Below are 19,726 nucleotides of genomic sequence, written 5' to 3'. Positions count from 1 at the left end.
TGTTCTTTAACAATCGATGAATGAAGACAATTTATAGACGATACAGTTGATACTGTTTATTGCAGAGACGATCTGTGATGAGCGTTTTAGTATTGATTGTATGGTTGATAAAGTGTTTATTGCTGAATTAAATTTATACAAGCGCAAACTATTCTGTACGATCGAAGGCGAGTTTGTCTGTGTGGCTGAAGATGTAAGAGTCTGAGGTTATATGGTCAAGCAATTAAGCGTACGTGGTGGATGCCTTGGCAGCCAGAGGCGATGAAGGACGTGGTAGGCAGCGAAATGCTTCGGGGAGCCGTCAAACAGGCTTTGATCCGGAGATGTCCGAATGGGGAAACCCGGCCCACTTGTGGGTCATCCATAACTGAATACATAGGTTATGGAGGCGAACGCGGGGAACTGAAACATCTCAGTACCTGCAGGAAAAGAAATCAATTGAGATTCCCTAAGTAGCGGTGAGCGAACGGGGATTAGCCCTTAAGTTAGATCAGTGTTAGTGGAACGGTCTGGAAAGTCCGGCGACAGTGGGTGATAGCCCCGTACACGAAAATGCTGTTTTAATGAAAACGAGTAGGTCGAAACACGTGTAATTTTGACTGAATATGGGGGGACCATCCTCCAAGGCTAAATACTCCTGGCTGACCGATAGTGAACTAGTACCGTGAGGGAAAGGCGAAAAGAACCCCGGTGAGGGGAGTGAAATAGACCCTGAAACCGCGTACGTACAAGCAGTAGGAGCAGACTTGTTCTGTGACTGCGTACCTTTTGTATAATGGGTCAGCGAGTTAATGTCAGTAGCAAGGTTAACCGTATAGGGGAGCCGTAGGGAAACCGAGTCTTAACTGGGCGAAATAGTTGCTGGCATTAGACCCGAAACCGGGCGATCTACCCATGGCCAGGTTGAAGGTGCCGTAACAGGCACTGGAGGACCGAACCGTAATCTGTTGAAAAAGATTCGGATGAGCTGTGGGTCGGAGTGAAAGGCTAATCAAGCCCGGAGATAGCTGGTTCTCCTCGAAATCTATTTAGGTAGAGCCTCGTGGAATTGACTGCTGGGGGTAGAGCACTGTGTCGGCTAGGGGGTCATCCCGACTTACCAACCCGATGCAAACTCCGAATACCAGTAAGTTTTATCACGGGAGACAGACGGCGGGTGCTAACGTCAGTCGTCAAGAGGGAAACAACCCAGACCGCCAGCTAAGGTCCCAAATATCAGTTAAGTGGGAAACGATGTGGGAAGGCTTAGACAGCTAGGAGGTTGGCTTAGAAGCAGCCATCCTTTAAAGAAAGCGTAATAGCTCACTAGTCGAGTCGGCCTGCGCGGAAGATATAACGGGGCTCAAACTGATAACCGAAGCTGCGGATGTGTGCTTAGGCACATATGGTAGAGGAGCGTTGTGTAGGCCGTTGAAGGTGAATCGAGAGGTTTGCTGGAGGTATCACAAGTGCGAATGCTGACATGAGTAACGATAAGAGGGGTGAAAAACCCCTCCGCCGGAAGATCAAGGTTTCCTGTCCAACGTTAATCGGGACAGGGTGAGTCGGCCCCTAAGGCGAGACCGAAAGGTGTAGTCGATGGGAAATCGGTTAAAATTCCGATACCGGCTGTTATTGCGATGGAGTGACGGAGAAGGCTAGGCCAGCGCGGCGTTGGTAGTCCGCGTTTAAGGTTGTAGGCTGGTGACTTAGGTAAATCCGGGTTGCTAAGGCCGAGAACTGATGACGATCTTACTTTTTAGTGAGAGAAGTGGTTGATGCCATGCTTCCAGGAAAACCTTCTAAGCTTCAGATAACAGACGACCGTACTGTAAACCGACACAGGTGATCAGGTAGAGAATACCAAGGCGCTTGAGAGAACTTGGGTGAAGGAACTAGGCAAAATGGTACCGTAACTTCGGGAGAAGGTACGCTCTTTTTGGTGAAGCATTTACTGCGTAAGCTGAGGAGAGTCGAAGTGACCAGGCCGCTGCAACTGTTTATTAAAAACACAGCACTCTGCAAACTCGTAAGAGGAAGTATAGGGTGTGACGCCTGCCCGGTGCCGGAAGGTTAATTGATGGGGTTAGCTTAGGCGAAGCTCTTGATCGAAGCCCCGGTAAACGGCGGCCGTAACTATAACGGTCCTAAGGTAGCGAAATTCCTTGTCGGGTAAGTTCCGACCTGCACGAATGGCGTAATGATGGCGGCGCTGTCTCCACCCAAGACTCAGTGAAATTGAAATCGCTGTTAAGATGCAGTGTACCCGCGGCTAGACGGAAAGACCCCGTGAACCTTTACTATAGCTTCACACTGGACTTTGACACTATCTGTGTAGGATAGGTGGGAGACTTTGAAGCGGCAGCGCTAGCTGTCGTGGAGTCATCCTTGAAATACCACCCTGGTATTGTTGAGGTTCTAACTCAGTCCCTGAAACGGGGACGAGGACCGTGTGTGGTGGGTAGTTTGACTGGGGCGGTCTCCTCCCAAAGAGTAACGGAGGAGCACGAAGGTACCCTAAGAGCGGTCGGAAATCGCTCATTTAGTGTAATGGCATAAGGGTGCTTGACTGCGAGAGCGACGGCTCGAGCAGGTACGAAAGTAGGTCATAGTGATCCGGTGGTTCTGAATGGAAGGGCCATCGCTCAACGGATAAAAGGTACTCCGGGGATAACAGGCTGATACCGCCCAAGAGTTCACATCGACGGCGGTGTTTGGCACCTCGATGTCGGCTCATCACATCCTGGGGCTGAAGCCGGTCCCAAGGGTATGGCTGTTCGCCATTTAAAGTGGTACGCGAGCTGGGTTTAGAACGTCGTGAGACAGTTCGGTCCCTATCTGCCGTGGGCGTTGGAGATTTGAGAGGAGCTGCTCCTAGTACGAGAGGACCGGAGTGGACGAACCTCTGGTGTTCGGGTTGTCACGCCAGTGGCATTGCCCGGTAGCTACGTTCGGACAGGATAACCGCTGAAAGCATCTAAGCGGGAAGCCCCCCTCAAGACGAGATCTCCCTGGGGATTTAATCCCCCTAAAGTGCCGTTGAAGACCACGACGTTGATAGGCTGGGTGTGTAAGTGCAGTGATGCATTGAGCTAACCAGTACTAATTGCACGTGAGGCTTGACCATATAATCGCAGGTTTTTGCATCCATCAAGATGTAAGCAACCGGTTATATGAGACAAACAGCTTTGATTGATACAGATAGAGCTTGTATAAAGCGCTGTGCTAGTGAGTCTAAAGACGCTAGAGAGCCGATTCAGCAAAAACAGAACACAATCTTCATTCATCAGATTGTCAAAGGGTAAACGATGGCATGCTGACAACAGCGCATGTGCATCAACGGTTTGCCTGACGACCATAGCGAGTATGAACCACCTGATCCCATCCCGAACTCAGAAGTGAAAGTACTCAGCGCCGATGGTAGTGTGGGGTCTCCCCATGTGAGAGTAGGACATCGTCAGGCATTAATAAGCGAAAAAGGGCCACCCCATGCGGGGTGGCCCTTTTTTTTTGTTCGCCGATTGACGATGTCCTACGGGAGAGTAGGCAGCTAATCTGCTCCTGCTTTAGCTGCACTTCCGCCATCCCTGGCGGTCGGGTGAGCCGCGGTGCCCCTAGGGCAAAGCAAGCATCGCTTGCTTAGCGTAGCGAACGACCCGCATCTGTGATGCGGGGCTGGGCCATCGTCAGGCATTTAAATGGGAAAATCCCCGGTCTCGAAAGAGGCCGGGGATTTTTTTTGCCTGACGTTTCGAGTTGAAACCAGGCTGGGAGCTCAGATCAGGCTCGCCTGCACATCACCAACGCCGGCTCTGGCACGAATGGACTGCGACCCGTTACCAAAAGCGGAGGACTCACTGCTGACGATAGCCCTTTTACTTTCGGTGTCAGTGCCTCCACTGATACTGGTATCACCAACGCCTGCAGAAAGGTCTACTGAGCCAATCTCGGATTTGTGTGCTTCCAGTTCAATAGTGCCAACACCGAGGTCCGCAACAATACCAAACTGTGCCAGGGTCACTTTGACCGTGCCCACGCCCAGTTCCACATCTAACTGGTCAATCTTTGGCACCCGAATGACCCAGTCGGTCTTGACCTTTTTTTCGCTAAAGCTAAGGTCAAGTGACTCGCCTCGTTGCCTGGATCGCAGATCCATGTCATCGATGTCAGGCGAGCGGCGAATCCAGCTCATGCCGTCTTCTTCGGTGATGGTCAGTTCCACTTCAAATTTGCCTGAGCTTGATGGTTCTACCTGAATGGTGCCTACCCGGGCGTTGATCCGGAGCGTATCAATATTGCCGGCATCAAATTCATGGTAGCGTTTAGCTTCGGTGTCAGCACAGGCCACGCTGATAGAGAATGCCAGCAGCAGGAAGATGGAGGCAGCTTTTTTGGTAATCATTGTTCTGGTCCCTATATAAGTCGTGTCGATGATTTTTATTACTCATAAAATCTGTTAATGCTCATAGGATTTAAAGCAAACAATGTGCCAACTAAATAATATAATGAAACCAATAGGTTGGCGTAACTGCTGACTGGCTTGATGGCGGGTCCTGCAAGAAAGTTGTCGTTTTCGATACTATCTGGCGTTTCGTTGCTTGGGATTGTGCTTTTGACTTTTGCTGAGGACAGGAGCATCGGTTCTTTAGAAGTCTGTCTGTTCACACGAGAGTGCTGGACCCTATAGGTGCATGAATGGGAGGCGGTGTAGCTGTTAATCAGGGCAACATTTTGGACATAAAAAAAGGGCTACTCAAAGTAGCCCTTTTATATGTTGCTAGTGCCGAAAGCTGTTACTGACGGACATAACGTTTGATGCCGCCAACGGGGCCGACTTCGGCGCCGTAGATAACACCGTTGCTGTCGACGGTCACGCCTTCAGCAGTACAGGTGCCACGACAATCGGGCTGTGGGTCCGGAATGAAGTAGTGAACTTCGCCGGTTGCTGCACTGCCGACACGAATGCCGCGAAGCCAGTCACCATGGGCCGGGTTGACAGAGCCGGACTCTGAGTCGGCAGCGTACAGGACGTCATTTTCGTCAATAAACAGGCCGCTGTTGCGACTGAACTGATACCAGGTATCCAAAAGCTCGCCGTCCTGAGAGTAAATCTGGATACGGTCGTTGCTTCGGTCGGAAATAAACAGACGACCCTGAGAATCCAGCGCCAGAGCGTGGGGCTGCATAAATTCATCCGGACCGGAGCCGTATGAACCCCAGGTCATGACCAGGTCACCGCTTGGGCTGAATTTCAGAACGCGCGCCGTAGAGCCTTCCGCGTTGGAGTGACCTTCGGCAACAAAGATGTGGCCATCCGGCGCGACCAACACATCGTTGGGCTGGAACAGGTATCCCGGATCGTTGGCGCCGCCGGGCATGCCCAGTGTCATCAGATGATGGCCATCGGGGCTGAACTTATGTACCTGGTGACCATATACCTCGGACTCATCGACGCCATCGCCACGGTTGTCACGCGCATCAGTTACCCAGACATTGCCGCCCTCGTCTACCTCAATACCATGAGGCCAGGTGATCATGCCGGCGCCAAAACTGGTCAGCATGTTGCCGTCGGCATCGAACTTCATGATCGGATCAAGATCGCTGTTGGTTACACAGGCGCCGACGTTGGCGCTGCAGCGCTCTGCGACCCAGACGCTGGAACCATCGATGTCGATGTGCACAGCACTGGTTGAGCCCCAGCTGCGGCCGGCTGGCATCTTCATGTGACCTTCAATGGTGGTGTAGGGGTTGGGCAGATCATTGACCGGTGCCATATCCGGATTGCTGTAGTCAGCCGTCTGTGCGCAGGCTGCCATTGCCATAACACCAAATGCTGTGGTCAGCGTCAGTGTTGCTGACTTTATCGATTTCCGATAAAAAGGTTTGATTTTACTCGTATTATTATTGGACATGGGTGGCAAGCACTCCTTTGGGTAACTGATCGGACGATTAGCATAAACCACCTCCGGTACTAACTCAAACCTAAAGGATAGAGCGGGTGTCCGATCCTGAAGCCGCTTTTCAAGACGTTGAGTTAAAGTGTGCTGGCCTATTGGCTGTTGGCCCAGATCAGCGCAGGGTCGAGTGGCTGGTGATAAAGCAGGTTGGCTTCAAAATTCATCCGGTCGATACCATAAACCTCAAACAGGGCTTCATGGCTGACCCCGCTTTGCTCCGTGTCGAAGTCCGCTTTGCTGTCCAGAGCGCTCAGTTTGTGTATGTCCGACACCACATCGGCTGCATGCATCAGCCCTGCATCCCGCGTGCCGGTGACCAGCACGAACTGATTCTGGTTGGCGCCTGGCCAGGTCGCCAGCAGCGCCAGATCGCGAAACGGCTGGCCTTGCTGGGGCAGCCCGGCAGTGCTGGTGTAAAGTGTCTGACCCTGCTTGTCAAAGATCTCGTCGAATGTGCGTCCCGGGAGTAACCCGGAGGTTTGAAAATACAGATTGTTGAGCTTATCCAGCGCACTGATGTAACCAATGTAGATGATATGATTGTTGCGCAGATCGGCGGTCTGCAGGCGTGACATCATGGTTACGCGTACCGGTTTGCCGGTCGCTCGCAGAATGGGTGCAACCTGTAGCATGGCATCAGCACTGCCCTCGGGCATGTAGGTCATGTCCAGGTCGCGGAAATAGTCCTGCAGAGAGCTGTCCTGCATAAAAAGGCTGGTCAGGTCTTCGCTGGAATTGATAAAGAAGTCTCGCACCATACGGCTGATCCGGCCTTCTTCGTCCAGTTCGCCAAATATATAGTAGTCCCCCATCACCAACAGGATGGGGAGCTCGTCGTCCGTCAATTGTTGCCACATCGGATGCGAAAGCGTGGCCTGAAGGGAGTCGACCGGTTCCGGCCCGGATGAAGCAGACCACTGCCATGCATTAGCTGCGCCCAGAACCGCTATCAGTGCCAGCAGGGCCAGCGTGAGTCGAGCCGGGCGGCGGCGCTCCGGGCTGTCTTCCCGGGAAGCGGCAGGCGTGTCGGGCCGACATGCTTCCAGAGTGATGATGTACTGCCCTTTGGGAATGACTATACGATAATCTGCATTGGGCTCATGGCGGACGTAGTACGCTTCCAGGCGTTTACGTAGCTGATGTATGTAAACCCTGACTACAGAGTCGCGTGACACATCAAAGTTGCTGTCCCGGCCCAGGACATCAACAGCTATCTCAAATTCCTTGGGTTGCCGGCTATCTGCGGCGCAGTCTGTCAGGTAATCAAGGAGTTTGACATAGACCGGCGAACGCCCGAGTGCACCGCTATCGATGATGCGTTGCTTCAGTGTTTGCAGATTGGGTGCGCCTGTGTCGGACATGGGGTTCTCGCGGCTTGGTGTGACTTCAACGATAGTATGGCGCAATTAGAACGCTGTTGGGTTGTCGTGTCCAATGCTCTGCCGTGTACAGCGTACCATTGAGCTAAAATACGCGATGAAACGAAAGCCGATGCAACATCTTTTGTGCTACGCTTTCGCTCGGTCTGAATTGCTTGCCGGGGTAGATTTGAACGAGCGTCTGGGCTATTCTGCGCCGCATTCAGTCGCCCGGCACGATTTGTTGATCAGGCGCAATAAAAGTGAAAAGCGATAATGACAGATGCATCATTGTCAGTGGCAAACAAGTGAAAGGTAATCACAGTCGCTGGACTGACGCATTATAAGTAGAAGTACAAATATTTGTGCACCTGGGTGCCAATGAGTAGGGCTGGGGAGGACAACAGCGTGATCAACGAATTGTTAATGCAATTTGCCGAGTGGCTTTACGCGACTGGCGGCAGTCGGTCGATAGAAGAATCCTACTATTTATACAACTGGATCGAGGCAACGCATGTCATTACCATCATGCTGTGTCTGGGCATGCTGGTTTTTATCGATTTGCGTATGTTGGGGCTGGCCATGCCGGGCGTCTCTGCGGTCAAGATTTCTGAACGCTTGAATATCCCCATGATGATAGGTTTTGTCATCATGTTCATCACCGGCCTGTTGCTGTTTTACGCCAAGCCCACATACACCATTCAGAGTATCTGGTTTAGAGTCAAAATGGTGATGTTGCTGGCCGCTTTTGTTAACGCCGTGATATTCCACAAACGCCTGAAAGCCTCTGCGTCCAGCTGGGAATATGAGCCCAAGGCGCCCCGGAATCTGCAAATATGTGCGGCCCTGTCTCTCGGGTTGTGGGCGGGTGTGGTTATGACCGGTCGTTTGATTGCCTATGACTGGTTTCATTGTTATCGCGAACTACCAGCCTGGTTGGGCGCGGCCGCAGGCTGTGTAGCGGACTGACAGCTTACACATTATTTGATGCATGACAGATGTCGGCTAAGGGCCGGTTGAGAAGACAAACAGGAGTTCCCCATGGAGCTATTACCTTTTTTTGAGTGGGCCGAAACATCATTTCTGGGATACATCGGCAAAACCTACGGTGGCGTCTATGCGACGTTTGGTCAGTCCATCCATCTGATGTCATTGGCGGTACTGGGCGGTTCCGTGCTGGTTACCGATCTTCGGTTGCTGGGTGTGATCATGAGGGATGTACCTTCAGAGGTGGTTGCAGATCAGGCACATAAATGGTTCCGTATCGCCCTGGGCTTTATACTGGCAACCGGCATCTTTATGGCGGCGGCTGTGGCCCAACGTATGTATTACAATGACTTTTTCTGGGCCAAGATGTCAGCGCTGCTGGTCGGCATTATTTTCGTTTTTGCTATCAAGCGGCCGCTTTTAAAAGGCAATCATGCTGATATCCAGCCCTGGCTGCTAAAGCTGGTAGCCGTTGCCTCCATTCTGATCTGGTTCAGTGTGGCAGCAACCGGGCGCTGGATCGGTTTCTCCTGAGGAAAAACTGATCTGGCCAGGACAGTGTCAATGACACGTATCCGACAAATATCTTATATGGGAATTGCCTCATGAGTGACAAAAAAAGCTTAACCCTGCTTCAGAAAATTGCAGCGGCCAGTTCGTTCGGCATCATTGTGGCAGGCATCGTTTACTGGTCCATTCAGGTGCAGAGTGTGATGGAGTTGCTGGAGATGGCTTACGGCTGAGCACCGCCGTAAGCCCTGTTTCTGTAGCGGGGCGGTAGCGGCTCAGAATATCCCCAATTCCATCAGAAAGTAGTCATCCAGAAACAGTTCATTCACCAGCCTGTCCAGTCCTTGTGTGATAGTCGCTGACAAATCCTGACCGTCAGCGGCGACTCGGCTGAACACCACACTCTGCCATGCATTGCGGCCCTGATTATTCAGACTCAATTCGCAGCGAATCAACACCTCAGTGCCATCGGCGGACTCCACGATTTCCATTTCCAGGAGCTTGCCACTAAGTGTCAGCGGTGTATCTGCGTCGCCAAGCTGGGCATCTGCAGATACAAACGCTTCATGGAATGCTTGCTGGATGATCTCAGTGGGAGGCTGGCTCAGCGTCACGTCTCCCTGCTGCGCGCGTTTGATATCGTGCTTGTTTTCGATGGCGCGCTGGTCGGTGAAGCTGTTAATGCCAAGCGGCCCGCCCATCATGCTGCTCAGGCTGACGCCGGTGTCACCCGTGTAGGTGTAGTCGAGTTCAATTTTCTCTCCGGCCATCAGTGGCGAAGTAGCTAATAACAGGCCGCTCAGGGCCAGGCTAATCATGTGACGCGATTTCACAACGTGTCTCCCGTTCTCGTGTGTTACTTCATCGGTTTCTGTCTGTGCATTAAAACTGTCTGTGTATTAACACCAGCTGAACGTTAAAACTAAAAGGGCCGCTGCACCCGAAAGTGCGGCAGCCCTCTAGTCAGTCGCTTGTGTAAGTCAATGACTTACAGGCGATCAGCTGGCCATGGCACACCTGTGTGGCCACCGCGTGTGGTTTCCTTCATACCCTGGTAAACAAACTTCTGAACGCGCTTGCCTTCATAAGTTTCAGTGGTATAGATGTTGTTGTGTGAGTCAGAGGCAATGCTATGCGGTGCATAGAACTGGCCAGGCTGACGACCACCGCCACCGAAGCTGGTCAATACTTCCATGGATTCACGGTCAATCACGTAAATCTTGAAGTTCTGACCGTCCGCCAGGTAAATAAATTTCTGGTCCTCGTCATTGGAGAACGAAATGTCCCAGGTTGAACCCTGTGCCAGCGTGTCCGGCGCAATCAGCGCTTCGCGAACGAAAGTGCCATCAGGACGGAAAACCTGGATTCGGTCTGAACCTCGGTCACAGACGTAGAGCAGGCCATCATCAGATGGTACGGCACAGTGAACCGGGCCACGGAACTGCTGCGGCAGGGGCTCACCTGGTGTGTAGTCAACGCGACCATCTTCCGGTCGGTTGCCGTAGGCACCCCAGTAGCGCTTGAATGTACCAGTGCTCGCGTCAAGCACGGCAACACGCTTGTTGCGATAACCGTCAGCGATGTAGGCTTCATTGGTGTTGCCGTCAATCTCGATGTCGGCTACCTGCCCGAAATGGGTTCTGCTGTTGCTGTCGACTTCCTGGCCGGGCATACCGTACTGGGCTACAAACTGCCCGTCACCGGTAAATACCAGAACATGTGAGTCGCCGCCGCCGTTGCCGCCGATCCAGACGTTGCCGTTAGGTGCTACAGCCAGGCCGTGGTTGGATGCTGGCCAGGTGAAGTTGTCACCGGGGCCGCCCCAGGCATTAACAAGATTGCCTTCGGGGTCAAATTCGAGAATTGGCGGGGCAGGGGTACAGCAGTCGCTGACGCCCATTTTCAGGCCAATTTCTGTGGCACCGCCGAACATCGCGTCCTGATCACGGTGCACAATGAATACGTGGTCCCGTTCATCAATGTCGATGCCGATTGTGCGGCCGATAATCCATTGATTGGGAAGAGGTTTTGGCCAGTACGGATCAACCTCAAAGCTCGGTGCACTTACCATCGAGCCGGCCTGCGCCGCAACAGGTTTCTGCAACATGGACTGTCCTGCGCCCATTGCTGCCACGGCCAGCGCAAGACTTGCGCCTACTGCTATCTTCGTTTTTTTTGTCATTATACTCCCTCCAGGGTCATTTCATGCCGAGCATATTGATCTGTCGAACCGGAAGTATACTCAGTTCTATATGCTCAGTATACTCACCCGTCTTACAAATTGAACAACCAGGCTGCGTGTGGTCGCCTACTGACGTCTGAGTCTGTCCTCCATCGAGGTATTTAGAGGAAGTTATGTCGAATAATAAGAAACATGTTGCAAACACTTTTTTTGTTTTTAGGGTCTGCCTGACGCTGTTGTTCGGTGTATTTGCTATCGCTTCAGCACCTGCCCTGGCCGACGAAATTCCGTCACGGGTGGCCGTTCAGGGTTTTGTCAAAGCGGAGCCGGGCCGACTAAATCTGCTGATGCGGATCCCCATGGACTCGGTGGGAGAGGCAGGGCTGCCGCTGCGCGGTTCAGTGGGTTACCTGATCTTCTCCGAGGCCCAGGCAGAGCTTGAAGACGTTGCCGCAGATCGGATACTGCAGTCGATTCAGATGTTTGAGGATGATCAATTACTGGATAGTCCGCGCATCGACGCGGTCCGGGTATCGTTGCCTTCCAGCCGTACCTTTGTCGATTATGAGACCGCATTGGCCAATGTGCGCAGTGCGCCGCTGGCCGATGATGTTGACCTGTACTATCGGCAAGGTTTTCTGGATGTGCTGGCGTCGTACCCGATTACTTCTGCGGAATCGCGTTTTTCCATTGATGCACGTCTGGGTGGGCTGGGCCTGGAAACAACAACGGTGCTGCGTTATGTGGTCGAGGATGGCAGCGAAAGAACCTTCAGTTACATCGGCAATCCGGGGCGGGTCTATCTGGATCCGCGCTGGTACCAGGCGGTTTTCAACTTCATTGTGCTTGGTTTTGATCATATCCTGGAAGGCACAGACCACCTTTTATTCCTGTTTTGTCTGCTGATCCCCCTGCGTCGAGTCGGAGCGCTGATCCCGGTCGTTACGTCGTTTACCATTGCTCACTCAATTACTCTGCTGGCATCTGCGCTGGGATGGGTGCCGTCGGCGATATGGTTTCCGTCTCTGATCGAGACGTTGATAGCGCTATCAATTGTTTATATGGCGCTGGAGAATATTGTCGGCGTCAAGCAGCGTCACCGCTGGAAAGTGACGTTTGGCTTTGGCTTGATTCATGGTTTCGGCTTCTCTTTCCTGTTGACTGAGAGCATGCAGTTCGCCGGTTCGCACCTGGTGACGTCGCTGCTGGCGTTTAACCTGGGGGTGGAGCTTGGTCAGATACTGGTGCTGTTATTAATGGTGCCGGTGATTCATCTGCTCTTTAAACATGCATTGCCAGAGCGCCTTGGCGTCATTCTGCTATCGGCTATCGTGGCACATTGGGCCTGGCACTGGATGCAGGACCGGTTTGTGGGGTTCATGGCCTATGATCTGAGCTTGCCGACGCTGGATCGTTATTTCTTTGCCGGGCTGCTGCAATGGGGGGCATTGCTGGCCCTGTCGTTGGGTGTGCTCTGGTTGATGCAGGAGCTGTTTACCCGGTATCTTGCTACCCCCAGTGATGATGCAGGCCATACAGGATAGCCAGTCTGCCCCGTCGCTTGTGACAAAACGTTGCAGGGTGCAGGCTTTTGGTCCTTGTCGTTGTCTTGATCATTGCGAACTTGTTATGATGCGGCGCTGCCCTTGGTTCACAGCGCCAGATTCATGAGCAACTGTCTGAATTGCTGAAATCTGAATTGATGTTGACCAGTTGCTGAAAACCGGTTGTCGATATCGCCTGATGGATAACGACCAGGCCGGTTTTTGATACCTGTTGTTGATAATACCTGTTGTTGATAATAATAATGCGGGAGTTTTTGTATGAGCGGAATCATGATTATTCTGTTTGGTCTGGCGGGGCTGTCTTTCGGCTGGTTCGTCTATTCCAGATTTATTGCGCAAAAGATTTACCGACTGGATCCTGATTTCAAAACTCCAGCGCACGAATTCAACGATGGTGTGGACTATGTGCCCACCAACAAATATGTTCTTTGGGGGCATCACTTTACCTCGGTTGCCGGTGCGGCGCCTATTGTCGGGCCTGCCATCGCGGTGTATTGGGGCTGGGTGCCGGCACTTCTCTGGGTCACCTTTGGTACCATCTTTTTTGCCGGCGTTCACGACATGGGCGCGCTCTGGGCCAGTACCCGGAACAAGGGCAAATCCATCGGTGCATTGTCCGAGAATGTCATTGGTAAGCGGACACGATCACTGTTCCTTATTGTAATCTTCCTGCTCCTGTTGATGGTTAATGCGGTATTTGCCGTGGTGATCGCGGGCGGTTTTGTAGGGACACCGGGGTCTGTGTTCCCGGCCTGGTCGGCGATTGTTGTTGCATTGATCATCGGTCAACTGCTGCGTCGCAACTACAGTCTGGTATTGCTGACGATCGCTGGGGTTGTGGCTCTGTACCTGTCAATCTGGGCGGGCACGTTTATCGAATTGACGCTACCTGAAACCATGTTCGGCCTGACAGCCAATGCCAACTGGATCATTATCCTGTTTGTCTACGCGGCCATTGCGTCAATGTTGCCAGTATGGATGTTGCTGCAGCCACGTGACTTTATTAACGGCATGCAGTTGATTGTGGGCCTGATCCTGTTGTACGGCGCGGTTTTCCTGACCATGCCGGAAATGACGGCGCCCATGTTTAATACTCAGACAGCGGCCAATACGCCCAGTATCTTCCCGCTGCTGTTTGTCACCATTGCCTGCGGCGCGATCTCCGGTTTCCACGGCATTGTCGCGTCGGGCACCAGTTCCAAACAACTGGACAAGGAAACTGACGCGCGTTTTGTTGGTTACCTGGGTGCCATCGGTGAAGGTTCGCTGGCGCTGATTACCATTGTTGCTGTGTGTTCGGTGGCCTATGCCGCCAGCCCGGAACAATGGCACACGCTGTATGCCAACTTCTCTGACGGTGGTGCGCCCGCGTTTATCGCCGGCGGTGCCACGCTGATCTCCTCCTCGTGGGGGCTGTCGGAGAATTTTGCGCAGGTACTGCTGGCGACCATGGTTGCCCTGTTTGCCGGTACAACCATGGATTCAGGTGTGCGGCTACAGCGTTATATCATTCAGGAATGGGGCGATATCTACAAAATCAATCTGTTCAATAAAGGTGTGCCGGCAACGCTGATTGCAGTGGCCGCCTGTTTGTTGCTGGCCTTTGGTGCCGGTGGCTCTTCCGGCGCCGGTGGCATGATCATCTGGCCATTGTTTGGTGCTACCAACCAGATCCTGGCCAGCCTGACGCTGCTGGTTATCACGGTGATGTTGATGAAAATGGACCGCCCGGCAATTTATACGCTGGTGCCAATGATTTTTGTCTTGATTACGTCCTTCCTGGCAGGATTGATTCAACTGGTAGATTTTTACCAGGCTGGTAATTACCTGCTGGTCACGCTTGATTTCATCGTTCTGGTGGTCAGTGTGCTGGTGATGCTTGAGGCGGCCTCTGTAGTCAGCAAGCTTCGCAAAGACAAGGCGGCTGCCGCCGACGTTCGCTAATCGTAAGATGAAAGCCGGCCTCCGGGCCGGCTTTTTTTCGGGATATTAACCGAGCGAGCGTTACAAATAATTGCAATGTTATTTCTCTGATTTGTAGTCTGGTCACAGTGATTGATTATAATCGCGGGCGCATGACTCCTTTACAGACACGGCAATCTCGGAATGACGGTCAGATGATTAAAATCCTGCTTATGATTGCAGGCTTGATCTGGTGCTCAGGTGCGTCCGCAACGACAAACCAGGTACCGGATTTTGCACTTATCGACCATCAGGGTCGCTTTCATCAGTTGAGCCGCTACGCGGATCAGCGCGCCGTTGTTGTGTTTGTTTGCAGCCCGGATTGTGGTGCTCGTGAAGCCGCACTTTCCGAGATCGTTTCTCTCCATAAGCGCTTTCAGGGTGCGCCCGTACGGTTCATGGTGCTGGTGCCTGACAGCGGCCAGACGCGTGCAGGTCTGTCAGATCTGGCCCGGCGCATGGATACCGATACGCCTTTTTTGCTGGACTCATCCCAACTGGTCAGTGATGCTCTCGACTTTACTCGCGGGGATGAAGTGCTGGTTATCAATCCGGCGCGCGGCGATATCATTTATCGTGGCGGGGTGGGGTTATACCAGGGTAATGCCATGCAGCAGGCGCTGGCTGCCAATCTGCCCGGCATGAGCTCGCATCTGCACTACGTGGTGCACTCGGTGGTGCGGGGGGAGCCTTTCATCGATAGCCCGTCGCCATCGGAAGGTGAGCCACTGGTGCTTGACCAGATAGAGGAAGTGCGCGCTCAGTCAATTACCTATGAGCATGATGTGGCGCCGATTCTTATCGATCGATGTGTTGGTTGTCATCAGGCGCAGGGCGTGGCGCCCTGGGTCATGGATGGACACCGCATGGTGCAGGGCTGGAGCGGCATGATTCGGGAGACACTGCTGACGCGCCGGATGCCTCCGGGCCAGATAGACTATGACGACGCCGGGCGTTTTGCTGATGTGCATCATATCAGCGATGAAGAAATGCGCATTCTGATGCGCTGGATCGAAACGGGCGCGTCCCGCAACGAAAGTGCCCCGGATCCCTTGGCTGAGCTGGAGCCCGGCGCGTCAGAGTGGGAGCTGGGCGAGCCAGACCTTGTCATCGACTTTCCGGCGCACAAGGTGCCGGCAAATGGCGTCCTTGATTATGTTTTTGTGCCACTGGAAATCGGGCTGACCGAAGACAAGTGGGTGTCTGCCTACGCATTTGATGTCGATGAGAAGTCTGCGTTGCACCATGTCATTGTCTACACTCAGGATGCTCGCCAGCAAAGGCAGAACGCAAGTGGAGGCGGAAGTCGTACCAATTTTGGTGGTTATGCACCGGGCCGGGGGCACATTGAACTGGACCCGGACACCGGGATTCTGCTCAAGCGCGACATGCGTTTCATGATTCAGTTCCACTACACCACCATTGGTCGTGAGCTCACGGACAACAGCCGCCTGGGCCTGTATTTCCACGATGCACCGCCAGCACAGGTGCTGGAGAGAACGGCGGTGATGAACGGTGAGTTTGTCATACCGCCGGGGGTCAGGGAGTACCCGGTGACGGCAAAGACACTGATTCCCGATGATAGTTACCTGTACAGTTTTGCGCCACACATGCACTATCGGGGCAAACATATCCGATTCAGGGCGGTGTTTCCCGATGGCAGCGAAGAAGGATTGCTGTCGATTCCCAATTTTCAGCATAACTGGCAGATGGTCTATCGCTTGCGTGAGCCCGTGTTTCTGCCTGCCGGTACCGAGATTGTGGCTGAGGGCGCTTTCGACAATTCCCGTTTTAACCCGCTGAACCCGGACCCTTCTCAAGAGGTTGAATGGGGCGATCAGGTATGGGACGAAATGTTTCTGGCCTGGATGCGGATCGGCGAAGCTCGTTAACATGAACCTGCAGCCGCTTATGTCATTGCTTGCGGATGGTCGTATTCATTCAGGGCGTGCGCTGGGAGATGCCTTCGGGCTGAGTCGCGCTGGCATCTGGAAACAGATAGAGGCGCTGCGTGCGCTGGGTGTCGATGTTCAGGCCGTGCCGGGCCAAGGGTATCAGATTAGCGGTGGTGTCAGGTTACTGGACAAAGGTCTGATCGGGACCAGTTTGAGCCCGGCGGCGAAGCATCTGGCGCAGGCATTCGACCTGCACTTCTCAATTGATTCCACCAACGCCGAGGCTGCGCGCAAAGCGGCAAACGGGACGTCGTCATGGCTTGTTATGGCGGAGCACCAGGCACAGGGGCGAGGGCGAAGGGGCCGGCAATGGGTCAGTCCTTTTGGTCGCAACATATATATGTCATTACTATGGCCGTTCCAGTCCGGTGTTGCTGGTCTGGAGGGGCTGAGCCTGGTGTGTGCGCTGGTTGTTGTCAAAGCGCTGCGCCATATGGGCTGCGACGGGCTTCAGGTGAAGTGGCCCAATGATATTCTTTTCCATCAGCGCAAACTGGCTGGCATTCTGCTTGAGATCAGCGGAGATGTCAGCGGTCCTTGCCGGGTGGTCATCGGTATTGGCGTCAATGCCCAGATGCCTGCGACCGCCGGTGCTGCCATCGATCAGCCTTATAGTGATCTGGTGGCAGTGACCGACCGGGTTGTTGATCGCAACCAGCTGGCCGCAGCGCTGGTTAACGAACTGGTGCAGGCACTGGCTGATTTTGAGCGACACGGGTTTGCTCCGTTTCGCAACGAATGGATGCAGCTGGATGCGTATGCCGGGCAGCCGGTTGAAATCAAAGCGGGTCAGCATGGGCGTGTCGGCGTTGCTGCAGGCGTGGATGCGTCGGGCTGCCTGCTGCTCGATACCGCGGAGGGCAGGGTGACAATTTCTGGCGGCGAGATGCTGCCGTCCCTGCGGCCATTGCCCAGCGACCAGGATGCGCAGTGATGCGAAGGTTGGCCCTGGTGCTGCTGATGCTGAATTTATTGTACGCACTTTGGGCGGCACTGCAGCCAGCCTCAGGGCCGGTCGAGACCGCCGGCGACCGGTCGGGTGTCGAGACTCTGGTGCTGATGAGTGAAATTGAGCGGCCGCTATCGATCATAGAGCGGCAACCTGAATTATGTATCGCGCTTGGACCATTTTCTGATGAATCCAGCTTGCGCGCATTGGCGTCAGAACAGTTGCAGGGCCGCGACTGGCGCGCCGGCGTTGAGGCGGAGCCCCTGGTGCCGCTGTATCGTGTGCTTGTGCCGCCAGCTGAGACTGGCCCGGCAGGTGCAGCGCTGCTGACCTCGGTTCGTTCCGCTATTGAGGGCGCCGGGTTGGATATAGACACCTATCTGGTTGTGGGTGGGGATCTGGATGGTGTTGTCTCGCTTGGCCTGTTTGCTGACAGGGATAATGCCAGCAATGTCTATGAGCAGGTCTCGGGCCTCGGCGCGGCGGTTGAAATGCAGGTAGAAAACCGTACTCGACGCGTCTATTTCATCGTCTTCCAGAATGATGAAGATTCTGATTTTATTCAGGAATCTGCTGAGATTGCACAGGGTATCGATGCCGGGGCCGGTATCACAGAAAAACTCTGCGAAATGATTGCACTGCCGGACTAATTCCCCTAAAATGCCGCCTCTGCTTTAGAGACCCGGGAAAAATGTATCCCGTCGGCTCTTGCGGGAGGGGTTCCCGAGCGGCCAAAGGGATCAGACTGTAAATCTGACGCGAAAGCTTCGGTGGTTCGAATCCACCCCCCTCCACCATGATGAGCTGATTGATATTTAACAAGTTCTGGCGAAAGGCGGGTATAGTTCAACGGTAGAACACCAGCCTTCCAAGCTGGTTATGCGGGTTCGATTCCCGCTACCCGCTCCAGGTTTGGTGAATTAAGTGCTCTGGGTGCTGTTAATTTTTGCTCGCATAGCTCAGGCGGTAGAGCACTTCATTGGTAATGAAGAGGTCTCCAGTTCGACTCTGGATGTGAGCACCAGTTTGTATGGTGTTTGATTTGATGCAAAAGAGTGCCGGTGCGACTTGATGTGCCGAGCACTTCCGAATAGCAGCCCTTGTTGATATGGACGGGTTGTTTTCAAAATTGCTTGGTTAGGATAAAGAGGCGGTCACAATGGCGAAGGGTAAATTTGAACGTAATAAAACACACGTCAACGTTGGCACAATTGGTCACGTTGACCATGGTAAGACAACGCTGACAGCGGCTCTGACACGTGTCTGTGCAGAGATCTGGGGTTCAGGTGAAGCGCGTGCATTCGATCAGATCGATAACGCACCGGAAGAGCGTGAGCGTGGTATCACGATCTCCACAGCGCACGTTGAATACGATTCGCCGAAGCGTCACTACGCGCACGTTGACTGCCCTGGTCACGCTGACTATGTGAAGAACATGATTACCGGTGCTGCGCAGATGGACGGCGCAATCCTGGTGGTATCAGCCGCTGACGGCCCCATGCCGCAGACGCGTGAGCACATCCTGCTGTCACGTCAGGTGGGTGTACCTTACATCGTTGTGTTCATGAACAAAGCGGACATGGTTGACGATGCCGAGCTGCTCGAGCTGGTAGAGATGGAAGTGCGCGAGTTGCTGGATCTGTATGACTTCCCGGGCGACGACACGCCAATCATCATCGGTTCTGCGCTGAAGGCGCTGGAAGGTGATGCGTCTGATATCGGCATGCCTGCGGTACAGAAGCTGGTAGAGACACTGGACGAGTACATTCCTGATCCGGTGCGTGACATTGAGAAGCCGTTCCTGCTGCCAATCGAGGACGTATTCTCGATCTCAGGTCGTGGTACGGTTGTGACCGGTCGTGTAGAGCGCGGTATTGTGAAAGTTGGCGACGAGATGGAAATCATCGGTCTGAAAGACACCGTGAAGACAGTTTGTACCGGTGTTGAGATGTTCCGCAAGCTGCTGGACGAAGGTCGTGCTGGTGAGAACGTGGGCGTGCTGCTGCGTGGCACCAAGCGTGAGGACGTGGAGCGTGGTCAGGTACTGGCCAAGCCGGGTTCAATCACGCCGCATACCAAGTTTGAAGGCGAAGTGTACGTACTGAGCAAGGAAGAAGGCGGTCGTCATACACCGTTCTTCAAAGGTTACCGTCCACAGTTCTACTTCCGTACCACTGACGTGACTGGCGCGGTAGAGCTGCCAGAAGGCGTTGAGATGGTCATGCCTGGTGACAACCTGAAGTTCCTGGTGACGCTGATTGCACCGATCGCGATGGACGAAGGTCTGCGTTTTGCGATTCGTGAAGGCGGCCGTACCGTGGG

At 53.6% G+C, this 19,726-nt stretch carries 14 protein-coding genes, 3 tRNA genes and 2 rRNA genes; 14 read left to right on the top strand and 5 right to left on the bottom strand.

Annotation, left to right across the window (positions count from 1 at the left end; all coding sequences use genetic code 11):
* Nucleotides 1-213: 213 nt before the first annotated feature.
* Nucleotides 214-3,106, top strand: a 23S ribosomal RNA gene (locus PHACT_RS15800).
* A gap of 220 nt (nucleotides 3,107-3,326) precedes the next feature.
* Nucleotides 3,327-3,442, top strand: a 5S ribosomal RNA gene (gene rrf / locus PHACT_RS15795).
* 312 nt (nucleotides 3,443-3,754) lie between these two features.
* On the opposite strand, the gene PHACT_RS15790 is transcribed toward rrf, so the two are convergent.
* From PHACT_RS15790 to PHACT_RS15780, 3 genes are all read right to left on the bottom strand, one after another.
* On the bottom strand, nucleotides 3,755-4,381 hold the full coding sequence (locus PHACT_RS15790) for a hypothetical protein (protein WP_070119262.1): 627 nt from the start codon (nucleotides 4,379-4,381) through the stop codon (nucleotides 3,755-3,757).
* Nucleotides 4,382-4,772: 391 nt separating this feature from the next.
* The gene (locus tag PHACT_RS15785) at nucleotides 4,773-5,891 is read right to left on the bottom strand and encodes a peptidyl-alpha-hydroxyglycine alpha-amidating lyase family protein (RefSeq protein WP_245730834.1); all 1,119 of its coding nucleotides are present in this window, start codon (nucleotides 5,889-5,891) and stop codon (nucleotides 4,773-4,775) included.
* Nucleotides 5,892-6,028: 137 nt separating this feature from the next.
* Nucleotides 6,029-7,297, bottom strand: coding sequence for a hypothetical protein (locus tag PHACT_RS15780; RefSeq protein WP_070119261.1), 1,269 nt, complete (start codon nucleotides 7,295-7,297; stop codon nucleotides 6,029-6,031).
* Between the two features lie 405 nt (nucleotides 7,298-7,702).
* Between PHACT_RS15780 and PHACT_RS15775 the strand changes: the two genes are divergently transcribed.
* From PHACT_RS15775 to PHACT_RS16400, 3 genes are all read left to right on the top strand, one after another.
* A complete protein-coding gene (locus tag PHACT_RS15775; protein WP_070119260.1) occupies nucleotides 7,703-8,263 on the top strand; it encodes a hypothetical protein in 561 nt (186 codons plus the stop codon).
* Between the two features lie 72 nt (nucleotides 8,264-8,335).
* Complete coding sequence (locus tag PHACT_RS15770) at nucleotides 8,336-8,815, top strand: DUF6644 family protein (protein WP_070119259.1); 480 nt, start codon at nucleotides 8,336-8,338, stop codon at nucleotides 8,813-8,815.
* A 71-nt stretch (nucleotides 8,816-8,886) separates the two neighbouring features.
* Complete coding sequence (locus PHACT_RS16400; RefSeq protein WP_169819500.1) at nucleotides 8,887-9,024, top strand: hypothetical protein; 138 nt, start codon at nucleotides 8,887-8,889, stop codon at nucleotides 9,022-9,024.
* A gap of 42 nt (nucleotides 9,025-9,066) precedes the next feature.
* Here the strand turns inward: PHACT_RS16400 and PHACT_RS15765 are convergent, their stop codons facing one another.
* Together PHACT_RS15765 and PHACT_RS15760 are read right to left on the bottom strand one after the other, a co-directional pair.
* Entirely contained in the window at nucleotides 9,067-9,624 is a 558-nt protein-coding gene (locus tag PHACT_RS15765) for a hypothetical protein (protein WP_139141599.1), read from the bottom strand.
* 155 nt (nucleotides 9,625-9,779) lie between these two features.
* On the bottom strand, nucleotides 9,780-10,973 hold the full coding sequence (locus PHACT_RS15760; protein ID WP_070119257.1) for an NHL repeat-containing protein: 1,194 nt from the start codon (nucleotides 10,971-10,973) through the stop codon (nucleotides 9,780-9,782).
* Nucleotides 10,974-11,146: 173 nt separating this feature from the next.
* Between PHACT_RS15760 and PHACT_RS15755 the strand changes: the two genes are divergently transcribed.
* The 9 genes from PHACT_RS15755 to tuf all read left to right on the top strand — a co-directional run.
* The gene (locus PHACT_RS15755; RefSeq protein ID WP_070119256.1) at nucleotides 11,147-12,517 is read left to right on the top strand and encodes a HupE/UreJ family protein; all 1,371 of its coding nucleotides are present in this window, start codon (nucleotides 11,147-11,149) and stop codon (nucleotides 12,515-12,517) included.
* A 279-nt stretch (nucleotides 12,518-12,796) separates the two neighbouring features.
* A complete protein-coding gene (locus PHACT_RS15745) occupies nucleotides 12,797-14,482 on the top strand; it encodes a carbon starvation CstA family protein (RefSeq protein ID WP_070119254.1) in 1,686 nt (561 codons plus the stop codon).
* A gap of 173 nt (nucleotides 14,483-14,655) precedes the next feature.
* On the top strand, nucleotides 14,656-16,392 hold the full coding sequence (locus tag PHACT_RS15740; RefSeq protein ID WP_070119253.1) for a redoxin domain-containing protein: 1,737 nt from the start codon (nucleotides 14,656-14,658) through the stop codon (nucleotides 16,390-16,392).
* A gap of 19 nt (nucleotides 16,393-16,411) precedes the next feature.
* Nucleotides 16,412-17,389 (top strand): bifunctional biotin--[acetyl-CoA-carboxylase] ligase/biotin operon repressor BirA, encoded by a 978-nt coding sequence (gene birA / locus PHACT_RS15735; protein ID WP_169819499.1) that lies wholly within the window; start codon nucleotides 16,412-16,414, stop codon nucleotides 17,387-17,389.
* Nucleotides 17,389-18,054, top strand: coding sequence for a hypothetical protein (locus PHACT_RS15730; protein ID WP_070119251.1), 666 nt, complete (start codon nucleotides 17,389-17,391; stop codon nucleotides 18,052-18,054). The genes birA and PHACT_RS15730 overlap by 1 nt, the downstream gene beginning before the upstream one ends.
* Before the next feature lie 63 nt (nucleotides 18,055-18,117).
* Nucleotides 18,118-18,201, top strand: a tRNA-Tyr gene (locus PHACT_RS15725).
* Between the two features lie 38 nt (nucleotides 18,202-18,239).
* A tRNA-Gly gene (locus tag PHACT_RS15720) sits at nucleotides 18,240-18,313 on the top strand.
* A 39-nt stretch (nucleotides 18,314-18,352) separates the two neighbouring features.
* Nucleotides 18,353-18,428: transfer RNA gene (locus PHACT_RS15715), tRNA-Thr, on the top strand.
* A gap of 135 nt (nucleotides 18,429-18,563) precedes the next feature.
* Nucleotides 18,564-19,726, top strand: a 1,163-nt coding sequence (tuf, locus tag PHACT_RS15710) for an elongation factor Tu (protein WP_070119250.1), incomplete at its 3' end; no start/stop codon positions are given.

It is taken from the genome of Pseudohongiella acticola (assembly GCF_001758195.1).
In the GTDB taxonomy this organism is placed as follows: Bacteria; Pseudomonadota; Gammaproteobacteria; order Pseudomonadales; family Pseudohongiellaceae; genus Pseudohongiella; species Pseudohongiella acticola.
The sequence above is the reverse complement of the archived record's forward strand: the minus strand, read 5'-3'. Positions and strand labels throughout refer to the sequence as shown.

Coding starts and splice junctions, on each gene's coding strand:
- PHACT_RS15790 (WP_070119262.1), bottom strand. CDS start 4,381: ATGATTACCAAAAAAGCTGCCTCCATCTTCCTGCTGCTGGCATTCTCT.
- PHACT_RS15785 (WP_245730834.1), bottom strand. CDS start 5,891: ATGTCCAATAATAATACGAGTAAAATCAAACCTTTTTATCGGAAATCG.
- PHACT_RS15780 (WP_070119261.1), bottom strand. CDS start 7,297: ATGTCCGACACAGGCGCACCCAATCTGCAAACACTGAAGCAACGCATC.
- PHACT_RS15770 (WP_070119259.1), top strand. CDS start 8,336: ATGGAGCTATTACCTTTTTTTGAGTGGGCCGAAACATCATTTCTGGGA.
- PHACT_RS16400 (WP_169819500.1), top strand. CDS start 8,887: ATGAGTGACAAAAAAAGCTTAACCCTGCTTCAGAAAATTGCAGCGGCC.
- PHACT_RS15760 (WP_070119257.1), bottom strand. CDS start 10,973: ATGACAAAAAAAACGAAGATAGCAGTAGGCGCAAGTCTTGCGCTGGCC.
- PHACT_RS15755 (WP_070119256.1), top strand. CDS start 11,147: ATGTCGAATAATAAGAAACATGTTGCAAACACTTTTTTTGTTTTTAGG.
- PHACT_RS15745 (WP_070119254.1), top strand. CDS start 12,797: ATGAGCGGAATCATGATTATTCTGTTTGGTCTGGCGGGGCTGTCTTTC.
- PHACT_RS15740 (WP_070119253.1), top strand. CDS start 14,656: ATGATTAAAATCCTGCTTATGATTGCAGGCTTGATCTGGTGCTCAGGT.
- birA (WP_169819499.1), top strand. CDS start 16,412: ATGTCATTGCTTGCGGATGGTCGTATTCATTCAGGGCGTGCGCTGGGA.
- PHACT_RS15730 (WP_070119251.1), top strand. CDS start 17,389: ATGCGAAGGTTGGCCCTGGTGCTGCTGATGCTGAATTTATTGTACGCA.